Below are 14,094 nucleotides of genomic sequence, written 5' to 3' on the forward strand. Positions count from 1 at the left end.
TTGACGGACTCCTTGCCCGTTGGCATACATCACACCCAAATTAAATTGGGCATCGGCATACCCTTGTTCTGCAGCCTTGCGAAACCACTGTACTGCCTGTGCATCGTCTTGACGGACTCCTTGCCCATCGGCATACGCCATACCCAAAATATATTGGGCTTCTGCAACCCCTTGTTCTGCCGCCTTGCGAAACCACTGCACCGCCTGTGCATCGTCTTGACGGACTCCTTGCCCGTTGGCATACATCAGACCCAAATTAAATTGGGCTTGAGCATTCCCTTGTTTCGCAACTTGAAGCGTTTCCTGAAAATCCGGCATATTATCCGCCCACACTGCTTGGTTCAAGCCCAAGGCAATCAGAGCGGCGGCAAGCCATTTGACTGTCTGTTTCATGTTTTCTCTCCTATTTCGGTGAGGGGCGGTTTTTCAGCCGCCGTTAACGATAGGGCGGGGTAGATTGCCGCCGCAGGTTTATTGCGTGTTCAAATGCCGTCTGAAAGGTGCTCAGACGGCATTTGGAGATTTAGCGGATTTTGAGGGTGCTCAAACCAATCAGCACCAAGACGATGGTGATAATCCAGAAACGGACAACGACTTGGGTTTCTTTCCAGCCTTTTTGTTCGTAATGATGATGAATCGGCGCCATCAGGAAAATGCGTTTTTTGGTGCGTTTGTACCAACCAACCTGCAACATAACGGAAATGGCTTCAACAACAAACAGGCCGCCCATGATGACGAGGACAAATTCTTGGCGGATGATGACGGCAACGGTACCGAGCGCCGCACCGAGCGCGAGCGCGCCGACGTCGCCCATAAAGACTTGTGCCGGATAGGCGTTAAACCACAAAAAGCCAAGACACGCGCCACACATGGCGGTACAGAAAATCACGACTTCGTTTGCACCGGCAACGTAAGGCAGTTGCAGGTATTGGGCGAATTGGGAGTGGCCGCTGGCATAAGCAAAAATGGCAAGGCCGGCGGCAACAAGTACAACGGGAAATGCGGCCAAGCCGTCCAAACCGTCGGTCAGGTTAACGGCATTGGATGTGCCGACGATGGTCAGGTAGGACAATACCAAGAAGCCGACTACGCCAAGCGGCAAGGCAACTTGTTTGAAGAAGGGAACAATCAGGATATTGTTGGCGGAATTTGTCGCAAGGTAGAACAACGCCAAGCCGGCAACGATGGCGACGCTCGACTGCCACACCATTTTGAATTTGGCGGAAACACCGTTAGGGTCTTTATAAACTACTTTGCGCCAGTCGTCGTAAAAACCGAGTGCGCCGGTAGCGAGCAATACGCCCAAAAGAATCCAAATATATGGGTTTGCCCAGTTGCCCCACAGGATTGTAGATACGGTAATGGCGGTCAAAATCAACGAGCCGCCCATGGTTGGCGTACCGTTTTTGACAAGGTGGGTTTGCGGGCCGTCGGTGCGCACTGCCTGGCCGACTTTAAGCGCAGTGAGTTTGCGGATGGTCCACGGACCAAGCAATAGGGAAAACGCCAAAGCAGTCAAAGCCGCCATGACGGCGCGAAATGTGGTGTATTGAAAAATATTCAGACCGGTTAACCAGTTACTGAAATGTGCGAGCCATAAAAACATGGAACTTCCTTTTTTGTTTTTGTTGTTACATCGGGCTTATGCCCAATTAAAAATCAATCGGTATGCCGTCTGAAATTGCAGACGGCCTTATTGAGTAAGATTATTTCTCTACCACGCAAATCGGATAGTTTCCGGGATTCTTTCCGCCTCCCAAGTCCAAGCAGGTATCTTCATAGATAAATGCCTGTACTTTCATTCCGGCATAAAACGCGGCAAACAGCAAACCAGCCAATAGAAAAATCTTTTTCATATTTCAGACGGCCTTTTACGCGGTTGTTGCTACCAATGCCTCAACCACTTCTTCCATTTTCATAAAGCGCGAGCCTTTGACCAATACAGTAGCGCGTTCAGGCAAGTCGTGGCTCAACACTTGAATCAGCGGATCTTTGTCAGCAAACCACAAACCTTCCGCGCCAAACGTTTCCGCTGCTTCAACGCTGTTGTCGCCGACAAAATACGCGGCCTCGATGCCTTTATCCCGCGCATACGCGCCAACTTCGGCGTGCATGGCGACGGCTTCATCCTCACCCAATTCACCCATATCACCCATCACAAAAATACGCGGCGCAGGCATAGCGGCGAGCACGTCAATGGCGGCTTTCATGCTGTCAGGGTTGGCATTATAAGTATCGTCAATCAAAGTTGCATCTTTAATGCCTTGCTTGATATTCAGACGACCTTTGATGTTGCTGAAATTTTTCAGGCCGTCTGAAACTTCGGCAAGGCTCAAACCTGCCGCCAAAGCCAGAGCCGCCGCCGCTACGGCATTATGTACATTGTGGCGGCCTGGAACCGGCAAGACCACGGCAACACGTTCATTACCTCGCACCAAATCAAACGCACAAGACAACGGTTTCAATTCAATATTTTCTGCATGGACATCGCCACTGGCAACGCCGAAAGTCTGAGCGTTTAATTGCGCAGTAGCCGCCTCAAATGTAGCGATATTGGCATCTTCGCACGGAATCAGCGCAATGCCGTCTGAAAGCAAACCTTCGTAGATTTCACTTTTGGCTTTGGCAATATCGCCGACACCATCAAAACCGCAACCGACATGCGCGCGCAAGGCGTTATTGACCAGAGCAACATTCGGACCGGCGATTCGGGTCAGCAAAGACAATTCGCCAAAATGGTTCATACCCATTTCAATGACGGCATAGAGGTGTTTTTCATTCAGTTTCAACAAAGTCAGCGGCAGGCCGATATGATTGTTGAAATTGCCGGCAGTCGCCAACACAGCTTCATCACCGAATCGATGACGCAATACGCCGGCCAACATCTCTTTAACCGTCGTTTTACCGGAAGAGCCGGTAATGCCAAAGACAAACGGATTCACATTTTCACGCCACGCCTTCGCCAGTTTTTGCAAAGCCGCAAGCGTATCGTCAACCTTCAACGCGCCTTTCAAAGCCGCACAATCTTCGCGCGAAACCACAACTGCCGTTGCCCCCGTTGCCAACACATCTTCAACAAAGTCATGCGCGTCAAAGCGTTCGCCGGCAAGCGCGAAAAATACATCGCCTTCCTGAATATCACGGCTGTCTGTAACAATACGCGAAACGGGTTGATTTTCAGACGGCATCGGAAGGCCAAGGGTTTGGCAGATGAAATTTAGGTCTAGTGGTTTCATGGTTGTATTACATATTCAAAATATTGCTGATTAAAATTTATAGCTTGCCTGTCAGAGGCTTATTAGGTATCATTAAGCCCGACGTGACCGCTGCCTCTGCACTTTTTGTGTACGCGGCGGTTTTTATTTTCTCCACAAATCCCATTCTCGGTAATTTTCAAACCAGCCAAATCTCGTCAAGCTTACCTTGCTGCTCTTCACATCCGCAGGAAATTCTTGCAAAACGGCATCAAATCTATCTGCCCATTGAGAATTAGGGCAAAGAACCCTCAGCATTTCCTGCATGATGCAAAAATAGAAAAACGGACGTTTGGCATCCAATTGCCTCCAGTAACTGTCCTTTTGTATCGGTGGGGCAGACCGTTCTATGTTCGCATTCCACAATCTGTCGTGATGGGCAGATATATTGCGTATTTCGTTCAATCCGTTAAGCCATCCCAAAAAGACATCTCCATTTACTGCTCCGTACTTTTGGGCAATCAGGTTTTTATCTGGATATTTCATACCTGAAAAAAGCCATGACATTGTACCGAAATCCCACAAACATCCCGCAGCCCAGATTGGCAGGCATCCGTATTTCTGTATATTGTGATGATACAAAGACAAGTTTCTCTTTTTGGCTCTTGCTTCCAATTCGTCAAACCGCTCCGACCAGGCTTGATATTCGGTTTTACCTGTCTTTTGGTTAATCTTCTTCGTAAAATTGCCATGCAAACAGGCAGGTTTTCTATGGGCCATAGGATCAGCCTCACCCAAACAATGGACAATATCGACCCTTACCGCTGTTTCTATTCTTTCCAAAGCATCCAAAGCCGACAACCTCAGCTTTTTATCAAACAGATAAAGCGACAATACACTCTCGAAATTGCTCCCCTCCATAAAACGATCCGATAAAATTTTGTGCGTATCATCCCATTGTCGGAAAGCATGGAAATAACCGCTCAATCGGTAATAGCCGATGCGGCGGAGATATTTTTCAGCCCGAACCGAATCATTCACTTTCATTCCCCTGCTTTGCAGCAGTCTGACTTGATCGGGGAAATCAAGCCATGGCTTCAATGGCTGGAAACTTTGTCCATTCATTTCACAACAATCCAATTCAACATTCAAATGATTTTTTCACACTCAGCTACCGATTTTTCCGTACTCCTGATAATCGGAGAAACACAATACGATGGTTTTACCGTTTTTACGGTAAGGGTGGCAGAGGCTGTAATTGCCGTCTTTTACCTCATAACGTATTTCATTTGTTTGTCCGGCAAATATTCTTTGCAAGTATTCACGCTCGCTCAAATGCGGAGCATAAAGATATTGCGTTTTGCTGATTGTTTCTTTATTGCCATTCCGAGTAACGACAAAACCATTATCATCGCCTACTCCCTGAGCATTGGGTGCCTGCTCATCAATCCCACTTAACTGGGAATCGGCTGAGAAAGCCAAATAAACCTGTTTATTACCTATCGTATCCGGCACAATCACCGTAGCGGCTTTAAAGGCAGAATCTTCCTTCGACATCAGCTCAAGGATTAACGCCGCTTTTTTGATGTACGCCAAGTCAAAACGATAATCTGCCAACGCGTTGATTTGCGATGGGTTATCCTTAACGATACGCTCTAGCGATTGAGTCAAAATCTGACGTTTTTTCTGGACAGTCAGATAATTTCCGCCAAATAGCAAAGCGGCCAAAACAGGAAATACGGCCAACAACAAATATAAGGTTTTCCGACCGCCTTTGCTTTCTTCCTCTTGTCCTCGCTCGGCAATACGGGTCAAATTCAGCATGATGTTCAATATCAAGGCACCCGCCATCACGGCAAAAATCCCCAAAATACTCATCAGGAAAATTTCCGTAATGTATTCGCGAAATACCTTAAGCCCGAAAACATTGGATAAAATCAGAACAAATACCCAGTACACCAGCAGCACGACTGCCACCATGCCGACGATATTCGTTGCCTTAACCAATTTCTTTGCGTTCATACTCTCAAATCTTGTTCAGACAGCCTCTATCTGCTCTGATTAATCAGCGGATACGGATTCACCGCGCCGCTGGGCAGATACACGCCGTAATGCAGGTGGGCAGGTGTGGTTCTGGCATTGCCGGTTTTACCGACATAGCCGATGACCTGCCCTTCTTTTACTCGCTCATACAGGCGGATACGGGCAAATTTATTCAGGTGGGCATAGTAATGCCACGCACCCGGCCCTTGAATACCGATAACTTTACCGCCCAATCGGTTGCGCCCGATTTTGGTGACGATACCGGGCGTGGTACTGCGTATCGGCGTATTTTTCTTGGCAAAAATATCCACACCTTCATGCCTGCGCCCCTGACTGCGCGCCGCACCCCAAGTATCGTCAAACCGTTTGCCTTTAACGGGATTAGGCAGGCTTTGCTCGGCCGGAGGCTGTTGCGCCCTCAATTGTTCGATTTCGGCACTGGGGCGCGGAAGTTGTTTGGTGGCACAGCCTGCGAATAAAACTACGGCTGCACTGATTAATAAGGTTTTTGTCGGCATTTTCAGCATCAAATCGGTCTCCTTGTTGTTCAGACGGCCTTGTTAAAAAGTCTTCTGGAACAAACAACTGTGATGGGTTTAATGGCTGACGTGCCGTAATGCGTGTGTCGTTTTGCTTTTGTTTTGTATGGTTAAATCTTTTTCAGACGGCCTTAAGGTTTCGGGCCGTCTGAACATTTGTGATATGGTCTATCCGCGCTCTGCCAATGCTTTTTCTGCGATTTCAAAATCGGAGAAATGGTGTTTCACGCCTTGTACATCCTGATAGTTTTCATGTCCTTTACCGGCAATCAGAATGATGTCGTTCGCGGCAGCCTGCTCAACCGCATAACGGATGGCAACGGCACGATCAACCTCGACGCGTTCAGGATTAGGGACGGCAGGCAAAATATCGTTGATGATGTCTTGCGGATTTTCCAAGCGTGGGTTGTCGCTGGTTACGACGACTTTATCTGCACCCTGCACGGCTGCTGCGCCCATCAATGGGCGTTTGCCACGGTCGCGGTTGCCGCCACAACCGAATACGCACCATAAGGCCGCGCCCTGCGGTTTGATTTCCTGCAAGGTAGAGAGTGCTTTTTCCAATGCGTCAGGTGTATGGGCGTAATCGACGACGACCAGGGGCTTGCCGCTGTTCATGATGCAGTCCATGCGGCCTGAGGCGGGACGGATTTTTGCCAGTACATCCAATACTTTATCAAGCGGATAACCGTTGGCACAAAGCAAGGCGATGCAGGCGGCGAGGTTTTGCGCGTTGAACCGTCCGAGCAGACGGGTGCGGCATTTTCCTTCACCCCATGGGGTTTGGAATACGGCTTCCATGCCGTCTGAAGAAGCGGTGAAATCGGTAATGCGGATGTCGGCGTGTTCGCTGAAACCATAGCCGTAAACGGCTAAATCGGGACAGTCTTTTTTCAGACGGCCTGCGAGTTCTGCGCCGTATTCATCATCGACATTAATGATGGCGTGTTGCAGACCATGCCAGTAGAACAGGCGCGACTTGATGGCGCCGTAGGCTTCCATCGTGCCGTGGTAATCGAGGTGGTCGCGGGTGAGATTGGTAAAGATTGCGCTGCGGAATGGCACGCCGTTGACACGCGATTGGTCAAGGCCGTGGCTGGAGACTTCCATCGCGGCGGCTGTTGCGCCTTGTTGACGGAAGCGGTAGAGCAGGGTTTGGACATCGACGGGGGCGGGGGTGGTGTGCGTGGTTTCTTCCAATGCGCCCCAAAAACCGTTGCCGACCGTGCCGATAATGGCGGTTTTTTCGCCCAACAAATCGGCGGCTTGCGCCAGCCATTGTGTGATGGAGGTTTTACCGTTGGTACCGGTTACGCCCCAAACTTTCAGGCCGTCTGAAACATTGCCGTAAACTTGCGCCGCCAACATACCGGCGCGATGTTTCAGATCTTTAATGCCTTGATTGGGAACGTTCCATTCGGGATTCCATGCAAATTTTCCGTCATCATCCCAAAAAACAAAGGTTGCGCCGTTGGCAATGGCGGCAGGAATATAGCTGCGACCGTCCGTATATTCGCCCTGACAGGCAACGAAAATGTCACCTTGCTTAATTTGTCGGCTGTCTGAATGCAACAAACGCCCTGCTGCGTTTTCACACAGCAGAGGCGGAAAGTTGGTTTCAGCCAAGGGGGTTAACTTGCTGAACATAAACAATATCTCTTTGATTGTTTGGATTATGACGGTACTTTGACAGTAGCGGCATTACTTAAAGGCTTGGTTGGGGAAACGCCCAAGATGTTCAAGCTTCCGCTCATGACTTCTTTGAATACAGGACCGGCAACCACGCCGCCGTAATAGCCGTTGGCAGTCGGTTCGTCGATGGTAACGGCCACAATCACGCGTGGATTTTTAGCCGGAGCAAAACCGATGAACGTACCGACGTGTTTGTTGTCCACATAGCGGCCATTGACCAGTTTGCGCGCCGTACCGGTTTTCGCACCGACATCGAAACCATCCACCGCACCTGCAGTACCGGTACCGCCGGCTTCAGTAACGGAAACCATCAACTCGCGCACTTTTTTTGCGGTAGAGGCTTTGATGACGCGCTTGCCTTTAGGGGCAACCGCTTGTTTTTCAAAGCTGACCGGCAACAATTCGCCGTCATGGGTCAAGACAGTATAGGCACGCGCCAATTGCAACAGGCTCAATTGCAGGCCATAACCGAAAGACATGGTTGCCTGTTCGATTTTTTGCCATCTGCGCCAGCTTCTCAACAAACCTGCCGTTTCACCCGGGAAGCCTGAATGCATACGCACGCCCACACCCAAATCATGATAGAAATCGTACATTTCTTTAGGCGTAAACATGGCGGAAAGTTTACTGGTACCGACGTTGGAAGATTTTTGCATGATGCCGCGTACATCCAAAGTAGGATAAACGTGGGTGTCTTGTACGGTGGCCGGGCCGATTTTGTAAGGCAGGGTATTGAATGTATCGGTCGTATCCACTTTGCCGGAATCCAGCGCTTTGGCAATGGTAAACGGCTTCATGGCAGAACCTGGTTCGATCATGTCGGTTACGGCGCGGTTGCGGCGCTGTTCGCTATTGGCTTGGCCGGGCTGATTCGGATCGTAAGCCGGGCTGTTGACCAAAGCCAAAATTTCGCCGGTTTGCGCATCCAATACCACAACCGTACCCGCTTTGGCCTTGTGATAAGCCACAGCTTTGTTCAATTCCTCATAAGCCAGCGTCTGAATGCGCTGATCCAAAGACAAAATCATGTCTTGGCCGTTTTTAGGCACGCTGTTGCGCGGAGAGTCGAGGCTGTCTACGATGTTGCCTTTGTTGTCGCGCAATACGACTTTCGCGCCATCTTCACCGCGCAGGCTGTCTTCACGGGAAAGCTCCAAGCCCTCCTGACCTTTGCCGTCGATATTGGTAAAACCGATAACGTGCGCAAACAGATTGCCCATCGGGTAATGGCGTTTCAATTCTTTTTGGAAGGCGATGCCTTTAATGCCCAATGCTTTGATTTCTTCCGCTTTTTCGTAGCTGAGTTGACGCTTCAGATAGATAAATCCTTTGTCTTTTTTAGACAATTTATTTTTTAACACTTCAACAGGCACATCGGCAATGGCCGACAGTTTCTCCAACTGCTCGTCAGTCGGCATTTCCTCCATACCGGAAGGCATGGCATACAATGATTCGGTAGGCGCACTCAAAGCCAATGTAGCACCATTGCGGTCGGTAATCATACCGCGTGATGCAGGCAGCGGAAGCGTACGCACAAAACGTTGGTCGCCCTGATTTTTCAAAAACTCATGCTGACTGGTTTGCAGATAAACCCCGCGCACCAACAGACCGGTAAATGCCAGCGCAACGGCACCCAGCACCAAACCGATACGTCCGTTACTTGTCAGCGGTTTTTTTGTTTTTGTGGTTCCAGACAGCATTTGAGGTTTATATTCGTTCTTAATTAACATGTTGGACTTCTCATGACTTAGCTGCTCAGTGAGCTATTAATTCCCGTAAACACCTTGAAAACAAGGCTATATTCTTATTTTTTGCGTTCCAGCATAGCCGTATTATGCGCATCCGGCGGAAGCAGATGTTGCTTTTCGGCCGCCACTTTAATCAGTTTGTGGTTGGCCAATCTTGCCTGCTCCAGCTTCAAGCGCGCGTAATCCTGTTCCAACTGAATTTCCCGTTTTTGCGCCTTATCCAACTCGATAAAGTGCAAGCGCGACTGGTTTTGCTTAAACACTACGGCAAAGGCCGAAACCGTCACCAAAACCAGTAATAAAATATTCAACTTACCCATTTCAAACTTTCAGACGGCCTGTCAACAGAAACATCCCTTGCGACAATGCCGAAACGCTTCCCTAGTCAACAACCGAAAATTCGCCGTTGCTGCGCTCCGCCACCCGCAAAACCGCACTGCGCGCACGCGGATTGGCTTCAGTCTCTGCCGAACCCGGTTTGATTGCTTTGCCCACAGCCTTCAAAGGCGGCTGAGGCAAATCCGCTTCCTTGACCACTGCCCAACGGGGCAAAGGCGCATGTTGCGAATATTTTTTAATAAACTGCTTCACAATTCTGTCTTCCAGCGAATGGAACGCAATGACGGCCAAGCGTCCACCCTCTTTCAGACGGCCTGCAACCTGCGGCAAAACTGCCTCTACCTCTTCGAGCTCGCGGTTAATAAAGATGCGAACTGCTTGGAAGGTGCGCGTTGCAGGGTCTTGTCCGCGCTCACGAGTACGGACGTTTTGCGCCACAAGCTGCGCCAGCTTGCGGGTTGTATCGATGGGACTTTCCTCCCGTTGCGCAACAATGGCGCGCGCAATCTGGCGACTAAACCGCTCTTCACCATAATTCTTAATAACCTCGTGTAAATCCTGTTCGGATGCGGTTGCAATCCATTCCGCCGCAGACATCCCGCGGGTCGGATCCATCCGCATATCCAACGGCGCATCAAAGCGGAAACTGAATCCGCGGCTGCCATCGTCAATTTGCGGCGACGAAATCCCCAAATCGAAAAGCGCACCGTCAATCTTATCGATGCCCAATTCATCCAAGGCCGTCTGAAATGTTTCAAAACCATTGTGTACGACACTGACACGCTTATCTTGCGCCGCCAGCTCATTGGCTACCGCAATCGCCTCGGGGTCTTTGTCAAAAACAACCAAACGCCCCTGCTCGCCCAAACGTGACAAAATCAGCCGGGAATGCCCTCCCCTGCCGAACGTACCGTCCACATAAATCCCGTCTTCACGGATTGCCAACGCATCCACCGCCTCATGCAACAAGACAGTAACATGCTGATAATTTTCAACTTTACTCACAATTGCAAATCCGTTTGACTCAATTGGAAAGCCAATTCGTCAGGATCGATATCCAAAGCCTGATTCATTTCCTCTTCCCAATGTTCGCGGCCCCACAACTCCATACGGTTTGCACGGCCAACCAAAGTAACTTCTTTTTCAAAATCCACACGTTTGCGCAGATTAGCCGGGATCAAAACACGTCCGGCGCTGTCCCACTCCAAAATCTCCGCATTGTGCAGCAGCAGATTTTGATACCGTTGCAAAGATTCATTGCCGGCCACTTTCAACTTCAGAATCTGCTCGGCTTTTTCCTCCCAAACGGGCTCTGGGTACATCAATAATTTTTTTCGGGAATCCAGGGTGACCACAATTGCAGGCGTATAACGGCGCAGCAAAATATCGCGGAATTTGGCAGGAATCGCCAACCGCCCTTTACTGTCCATACTCAATTCATGAGCGCCGCCAAACACATCACACCCCAAATTCGATTAAAATAAAACAGAGTGAGATTAAAAATCCCACCTTCCTAAAATATTTCGTTTTCGCTTCAACAGGACACATTTCAGGAAAAAGTAACCACTTTCACCCACTATGCCCCACTAACCGACACTATAAGAAATTTTGGCAATCAGGTCAAATCCGTTTCTTATCTGAAATGAAACACTAAATGCTTAAAATTCAATAGTTTATATACGCAATAATGAATGACATATGAATTTATTAAGTATTTTGTTTAGTATAAAATACTAGATATAGTATGATTTATAGTATAAAAATACTACATATAGTATTTTTATACTCAATTACCACCCATTCCGTAAGCAGCTATAATATACAAACAAATTCAAATTTTTTACATTATCTAACAGTCATGAAGCCACAACTCCCCCTCCCCTCCCCTGACGCACAAGCCTCTTCAGCACACCTGACTAAGCTCATCAAAAACGAAATTGAACAACATCGAAACTGGATACCTTTCTCCCGATTTATGGAGCTTGCTCTTTACACACCCCAATACGGCTATTACAGTGGAGGCAGCCATAAAATCGGCACGGACGGCGACTTCATCACTGCACCCACCCTATCTCCCTTATTCGGGCAAACCCTTGCCAGACAACTTACCGAATTACTGCCGCAAACAGCAGGCAATATCTACGAATTTGGTGCAGGCACAGGCCATCTTGCCGCTACTTTGTTACAAAATCTTTCAGACGACCTAAATCATTACTACATTATTGAGCTGTCGGCAGAGCTTGCAGAAAGACAACGTCAACATATTCTTGAGCACACATCTCCCGAAGCAGCCGCAAAAGTCATCCACCTCACCGCATTACCCGAACACTTTGACGGCATCATCATCGGCAACGAAGTATTGGATGCCATGCCGGTGGAACGCTTGATTTATCAAGATGAAGGGTTTCAACAAATTGGCGTCAGCTTAGAGAATGACAAGCTAATCGAAGCCATCAGACCATTGGCCCAAGCCGAACTGATACGAACAGCCGCCTTGTATTTCCCTCCCCTCCCTTCATACACAAGCGAGCTGCATCCGGCACAATATGCCTTTATCCAAACCCTGGCCGCCAAATTGCAGCGCGGCGGCATGATATTTATCGATTACGGCTTCGATGCCGCCCAGTATTACCATCCGCAACGCAAAGAAGGCACATTTATCGGCCACTATCGCCACCACACCATCCACGACCCATTTTTCAACATCGGCCTGACCGATCTGACTGCACATGTCAACTTCACCGATATTGCACGCGCCGGCACAGAATCAGGTTTGGATTTAATCGGCTACCTGCCCCAATCTTATTTCCTGCTCAATCTCGGCATCACTGATCTGCTGGCGCAAATCGGCAGTCCGGATTCAATTGAATACATCCAAGCCGCCGCCGCAGTACAAAAACTGATCCATCAGCACGAAATGGGCGAGCTTTTTAAAGTGATCGCTTTTGGCAAAGACATCGATATCGATTGGACAGGCTTCGTTCACGGCGATATTTGCCATAAACTATAACTCGACCATCTACTTTTTATTTTTTAAAAACAATAAGAAATAAAAAAAACCAAAATTAGCGCTTGCCAAATATTCAAAAAAAACTATAATAGCGACTTCACGAAACGGCGAATTAGCTCAGTCGGTTAGAGCAGAGGAATCATAATCCTTGTGTCCGGGGTTCGAATCCCTGATTCGCCACCAAATTTCGGGGGTATAGCTCAGTTGGTAGAGCGCTTGCATGGCATGCAAGAGGTCAGCGGTTCGATCCCGCTTACCTCCACCACTAAACAAAAAAGCTCTTGTTAAACACAAGAGCTTTTTTGTTTGGCTTAATTAATAACCAGATAAGGCATCAGAGCTTCCCTTCAATACCTAATCAATACAATAAAGGCCGTCTGAAACATTTCAGACGGCCTTTTATCTTTGATTACTTCACAAGCTTCAATACTTTTTTCGGTTTTTCTTCCGCAGATTCAGCTTTTTTATCTTCCGTTGCAGCAGGACTGGTAGAAGCAGGCTGATATGGTTCCACCTCGAAACCCATACCCTCTCCACTTTCACGGCCAAATATACTGACGATATGACCGACCGGAATCCAAATCTCATGCGCTACGCCGGAAAAACGCGCAGAGAAATTGACCCACTCATTGTCGATATTTAAATTATGGCTGGCTGTAGGGCCAATATTTAAAACAATCTCATTGTCGCGCACATACTGCATCGGAACGCGGGTATGTTCGTTTACCCAAGCGACGATGTGCGGCGTTTGGTTATTATCCAAGCACCATTCATACAAAGCGCGCAACAAATACGGTTTGGTTGAAGTCGCCATAAACCCATCCTTTAGCGGCGCATGGCTTTTTCAGCCGGAGTCAATGCCTCAATGAAGGCTTCGCGTTGGAAAATACGTTCCGCGTACTTCAGCAAAGGCGCGGCAGATTTGCCCAGTTTGATGTCGTAATAGTCCAAACGCCACAGCAGCGGGGACAAGGCAACATCGATCATAGAGAAGTCATCGCCCAAAATATATTTGTTTTTAGCAAAAGACGGTGCCAGCAGGGTCAAGCCATTGCCAATGGCTTCACGCGCTTTAGCCTGTTCTTTATTGGTGGACTCAGGGTTTTCCAACACTTGCACCAAGCTGAACAGTTCTTTTTCCATACGGTACAGCACCAAACGGCCGCGACCGCGCATAACAGGATCACCCGGCATCAATTGAGGATGAGGGAAACGCTCGTCAATGTATTCGTTAATGATGTTTGATTCGTGCAAAATCAGATCACGCTCAACCAAGACCGGTACTTGGTTATACGGATTCATCAAAGCCAAGTCTTCCGGTTTATTGAACACGTCCACATCTTTGATTTCAAAATCCATGCCTTTTTCGTACAGCACAAAACGGCAACGTTGGCTGAATGGACAAGTAATACCCGAATACAAAGTCATCATAATCTTCTACTCCTGATCAATCTTTTCAGACGGCCTTAAAGCCTTATAAAAATTCAGAAAGAATTATACATAATTTCAAACACTTAATCCAGAAATTT

The 14,094-nt window shown here is 48.4% G+C and carries 15 protein-coding genes and 2 tRNA genes; 3 read left to right on the forward strand and 14 right to left on the reverse strand.

What is annotated here, in order from left to right; translation table 11 throughout:
* From HMPREF2596_RS11280 to mraZ, 12 genes are all read right to left on the reverse strand, one after another.
* Positions 1–393 (reverse strand): tetratricopeptide repeat protein (locus HMPREF2596_RS11280; RefSeq protein WP_141762680.1); only part of this gene is annotated, 393 nt, incomplete at its 3' end.
* Positions 394–523: 130 nt separating this feature from the next.
* Positions 524–1,606 carry a phospho-N-acetylmuramoyl-pentapeptide-transferase gene (mraY, locus tag HMPREF2596_RS09045; RefSeq protein ID WP_070850829.1) on the reverse strand — a complete coding sequence of 361 codons (1,083 nt, stop codon included), beginning with the start codon at positions 1,604–1,606 and terminating at the stop codon, positions 524–526.
* A 100-nt stretch (positions 1,607–1,706) separates the two neighbouring features.
* Complete coding sequence (locus HMPREF2596_RS11410) at positions 1,707–1,856, reverse strand: hypothetical protein (protein WP_049322572.1); 150 nt, start codon at positions 1,854–1,856, stop codon at positions 1,707–1,709.
* A gap of 15 nt (positions 1,857–1,871) precedes the next feature.
* On the reverse strand, positions 1,872–3,236 hold the full coding sequence (gene murF / locus HMPREF2596_RS09050; RefSeq protein WP_070850830.1) for a UDP-N-acetylmuramoyl-tripeptide--D-alanyl-D-alanine ligase: 1,365 nt from the start codon (positions 3,234–3,236) through the stop codon (positions 1,872–1,874).
* Between the two features lie 123 nt (positions 3,237–3,359).
* On the reverse strand, positions 3,360–4,319 hold the full coding sequence (locus HMPREF2596_RS09055; RefSeq protein ID WP_070850831.1) for an Abi family protein: 960 nt from the start codon (positions 4,317–4,319) through the stop codon (positions 3,360–3,362).
* A 42-nt stretch (positions 4,320–4,361) separates the two neighbouring features.
* The gene (locus HMPREF2596_RS09060; protein ID WP_070850832.1) at positions 4,362–5,216 is read right to left on the reverse strand and encodes a peptidase; all 855 of its coding nucleotides are present in this window, start codon (positions 5,214–5,216) and stop codon (positions 4,362–4,364) included.
* 26 nt (positions 5,217–5,242) lie between these two features.
* Positions 5,243–5,764, reverse strand: a complete 522-nt coding sequence (locus HMPREF2596_RS09065) for a M23 family metallopeptidase (RefSeq protein ID WP_070850833.1) — start codon at positions 5,762–5,764, stop codon at positions 5,243–5,245.
* Between the two features lie 180 nt (positions 5,765–5,944).
* Positions 5,945–7,423 carry a UDP-N-acetylmuramoyl-L-alanyl-D-glutamate--2,6-diaminopimelate ligase gene (locus HMPREF2596_RS09070; protein WP_070850834.1) on the reverse strand — a complete coding sequence of 493 codons (1,479 nt, stop codon included), beginning with the start codon at positions 7,421–7,423 and terminating at the stop codon, positions 5,945–5,947.
* Positions 7,424–7,449: 26 nt separating this feature from the next.
* Positions 7,450–9,198 carry a peptidoglycan D,D-transpeptidase PBP2 gene (locus HMPREF2596_RS09075; RefSeq protein ID WP_049322578.1) on the reverse strand — a complete coding sequence of 583 codons (1,749 nt, stop codon included), beginning with the start codon at positions 9,196–9,198 and terminating at the stop codon, positions 7,450–7,452.
* A gap of 74 nt (positions 9,199–9,272) precedes the next feature.
* On the reverse strand, positions 9,273–9,536 hold the full coding sequence (gene ftsL, locus HMPREF2596_RS09080) for a cell division protein FtsL (protein ID WP_049348574.1): 264 nt from the start codon (positions 9,534–9,536) through the stop codon (positions 9,273–9,275).
* A gap of 61 nt (positions 9,537–9,597) precedes the next feature.
* Positions 9,598–10,560 (reverse strand): 16S rRNA (cytosine(1402)-N(4))-methyltransferase RsmH, encoded by a 963-nt coding sequence (gene rsmH / locus HMPREF2596_RS09085; protein ID WP_070850835.1) that lies wholly within the window; start codon positions 10,558–10,560, stop codon positions 9,598–9,600.
* Positions 10,557–11,012, reverse strand: a complete 456-nt coding sequence (gene mraZ, locus HMPREF2596_RS09090) for a division/cell wall cluster transcriptional repressor MraZ (protein ID WP_003748265.1) — start codon at positions 11,010–11,012, stop codon at positions 10,557–10,559. The genes rsmH and mraZ overlap by 4 nt, the downstream gene beginning before the upstream one ends.
* A gap of 401 nt (positions 11,013–11,413) precedes the next feature.
* Here mraZ and HMPREF2596_RS09095 point away from each other — a divergent pair, with 401 nt between their 5' ends.
* The 3 genes from HMPREF2596_RS09095 (at position 11,414) to HMPREF2596_RS09105 (ending at position 12,830) form a co-directional block, all read left to right on the forward strand.
* Entirely contained in the window at positions 11,414–12,565 is a 1,152-nt protein-coding gene (locus HMPREF2596_RS09095) for a class I SAM-dependent methyltransferase (RefSeq protein ID WP_070850836.1), read from the forward strand.
* A gap of 106 nt (positions 12,566–12,671) precedes the next feature.
* Positions 12,672–12,748 (forward strand) — tRNA-Met (locus tag HMPREF2596_RS09100).
* A gap of 6 nt (positions 12,749–12,754) precedes the next feature.
* Positions 12,755–12,830 (forward strand) — tRNA-Ala (locus tag HMPREF2596_RS09105).
* A 144-nt stretch (positions 12,831–12,974) separates the two neighbouring features.
* On the opposite strand, the gene HMPREF2596_RS09110 is transcribed toward HMPREF2596_RS09105, so the two are convergent.
* Together HMPREF2596_RS09110 and HMPREF2596_RS09115 are read right to left on the reverse strand one after the other, a co-directional pair.
* On the reverse strand, positions 12,975–13,379 hold the full coding sequence (locus HMPREF2596_RS09110) for a ClpXP protease specificity-enhancing factor (protein ID WP_070850837.1): 405 nt from the start codon (positions 13,377–13,379) through the stop codon (positions 12,975–12,977).
* Positions 13,380–13,390: 11 nt separating this feature from the next.
* Positions 13,391–13,996 (reverse strand): glutathione S-transferase N-terminal domain-containing protein, encoded by a 606-nt coding sequence (locus HMPREF2596_RS09115; RefSeq protein ID WP_003685910.1) that lies wholly within the window; start codon positions 13,994–13,996, stop codon positions 13,391–13,393.
* Positions 13,997–14,094 lie beyond the last annotated feature (98 nt).

The organism is Neisseria sp. HMSC078C12 (assembly GCF_001838065.1).
Taxonomy (GTDB): Bacteria; Pseudomonadota; Gammaproteobacteria; order Burkholderiales; family Neisseriaceae; genus Neisseria.

Excerpts from the sequence above, each read along its gene's own strand:
- mraY (WP_070850829.1), bottom strand. The coding sequence starts at position 1,606 with ATGTTTTTATGGCTCGCACATTTCAGTAACTGGTTAACCGGTCTGAAT.
- HMPREF2596_RS11410 (WP_049322572.1), bottom strand. The coding sequence starts at position 1,856 with ATGAAAAAGATTTTTCTATTGGCTGGTTTGCTGTTTGCCGCGTTTTAT.
- murF (WP_070850830.1), bottom strand. The coding sequence starts at position 3,236 with ATGAAACCACTAGACCTAAATTTCATCTGCCAAACCCTTGGCCTTCCG.
- HMPREF2596_RS09055 (WP_070850831.1), bottom strand. The coding sequence starts at position 4,319 with ATGAATGGACAAAGTTTCCAGCCATTGAAGCCATGGCTTGATTTCCCC.
- HMPREF2596_RS09060 (WP_070850832.1), bottom strand. The coding sequence starts at position 5,216 with ATGAACGCAAAGAAATTGGTTAAGGCAACGAATATCGTCGGCATGGTG.
- HMPREF2596_RS09065 (WP_070850833.1), bottom strand. The coding sequence starts at position 5,764 with ATGCTGAAAATGCCGACAAAAACCTTATTAATCAGTGCAGCCGTAGTT.
- HMPREF2596_RS09070 (WP_070850834.1), bottom strand. The coding sequence starts at position 7,423 with ATGTTCAGCAAGTTAACCCCCTTGGCTGAAACCAACTTTCCGCCTCTG.
- HMPREF2596_RS09075 (WP_049322578.1), bottom strand. The coding sequence starts at position 9,198 with ATGTTAATTAAGAACGAATATAAACCTCAAATGCTGTCTGGAACCACA.
- ftsL (WP_049348574.1), bottom strand. The coding sequence starts at position 9,536 with ATGGGTAAGTTGAATATTTTATTACTGGTTTTGGTGACGGTTTCGGCC.
- HMPREF2596_RS09095 (WP_070850836.1), top strand. The coding sequence starts at position 11,414 with ATGAAGCCACAACTCCCCCTCCCCTCCCCTGACGCACAAGCCTCTTCA.
- HMPREF2596_RS09110 (WP_070850837.1), bottom strand. The coding sequence starts at position 13,379 with ATGGCGACTTCAACCAAACCGTATTTGTTGCGCGCTTTGTATGAATGG.
- HMPREF2596_RS09115 (WP_003685910.1), bottom strand. The coding sequence starts at position 13,996 with ATGATGACTTTGTATTCGGGTATTACTTGTCCATTCAGCCAACGTTGC.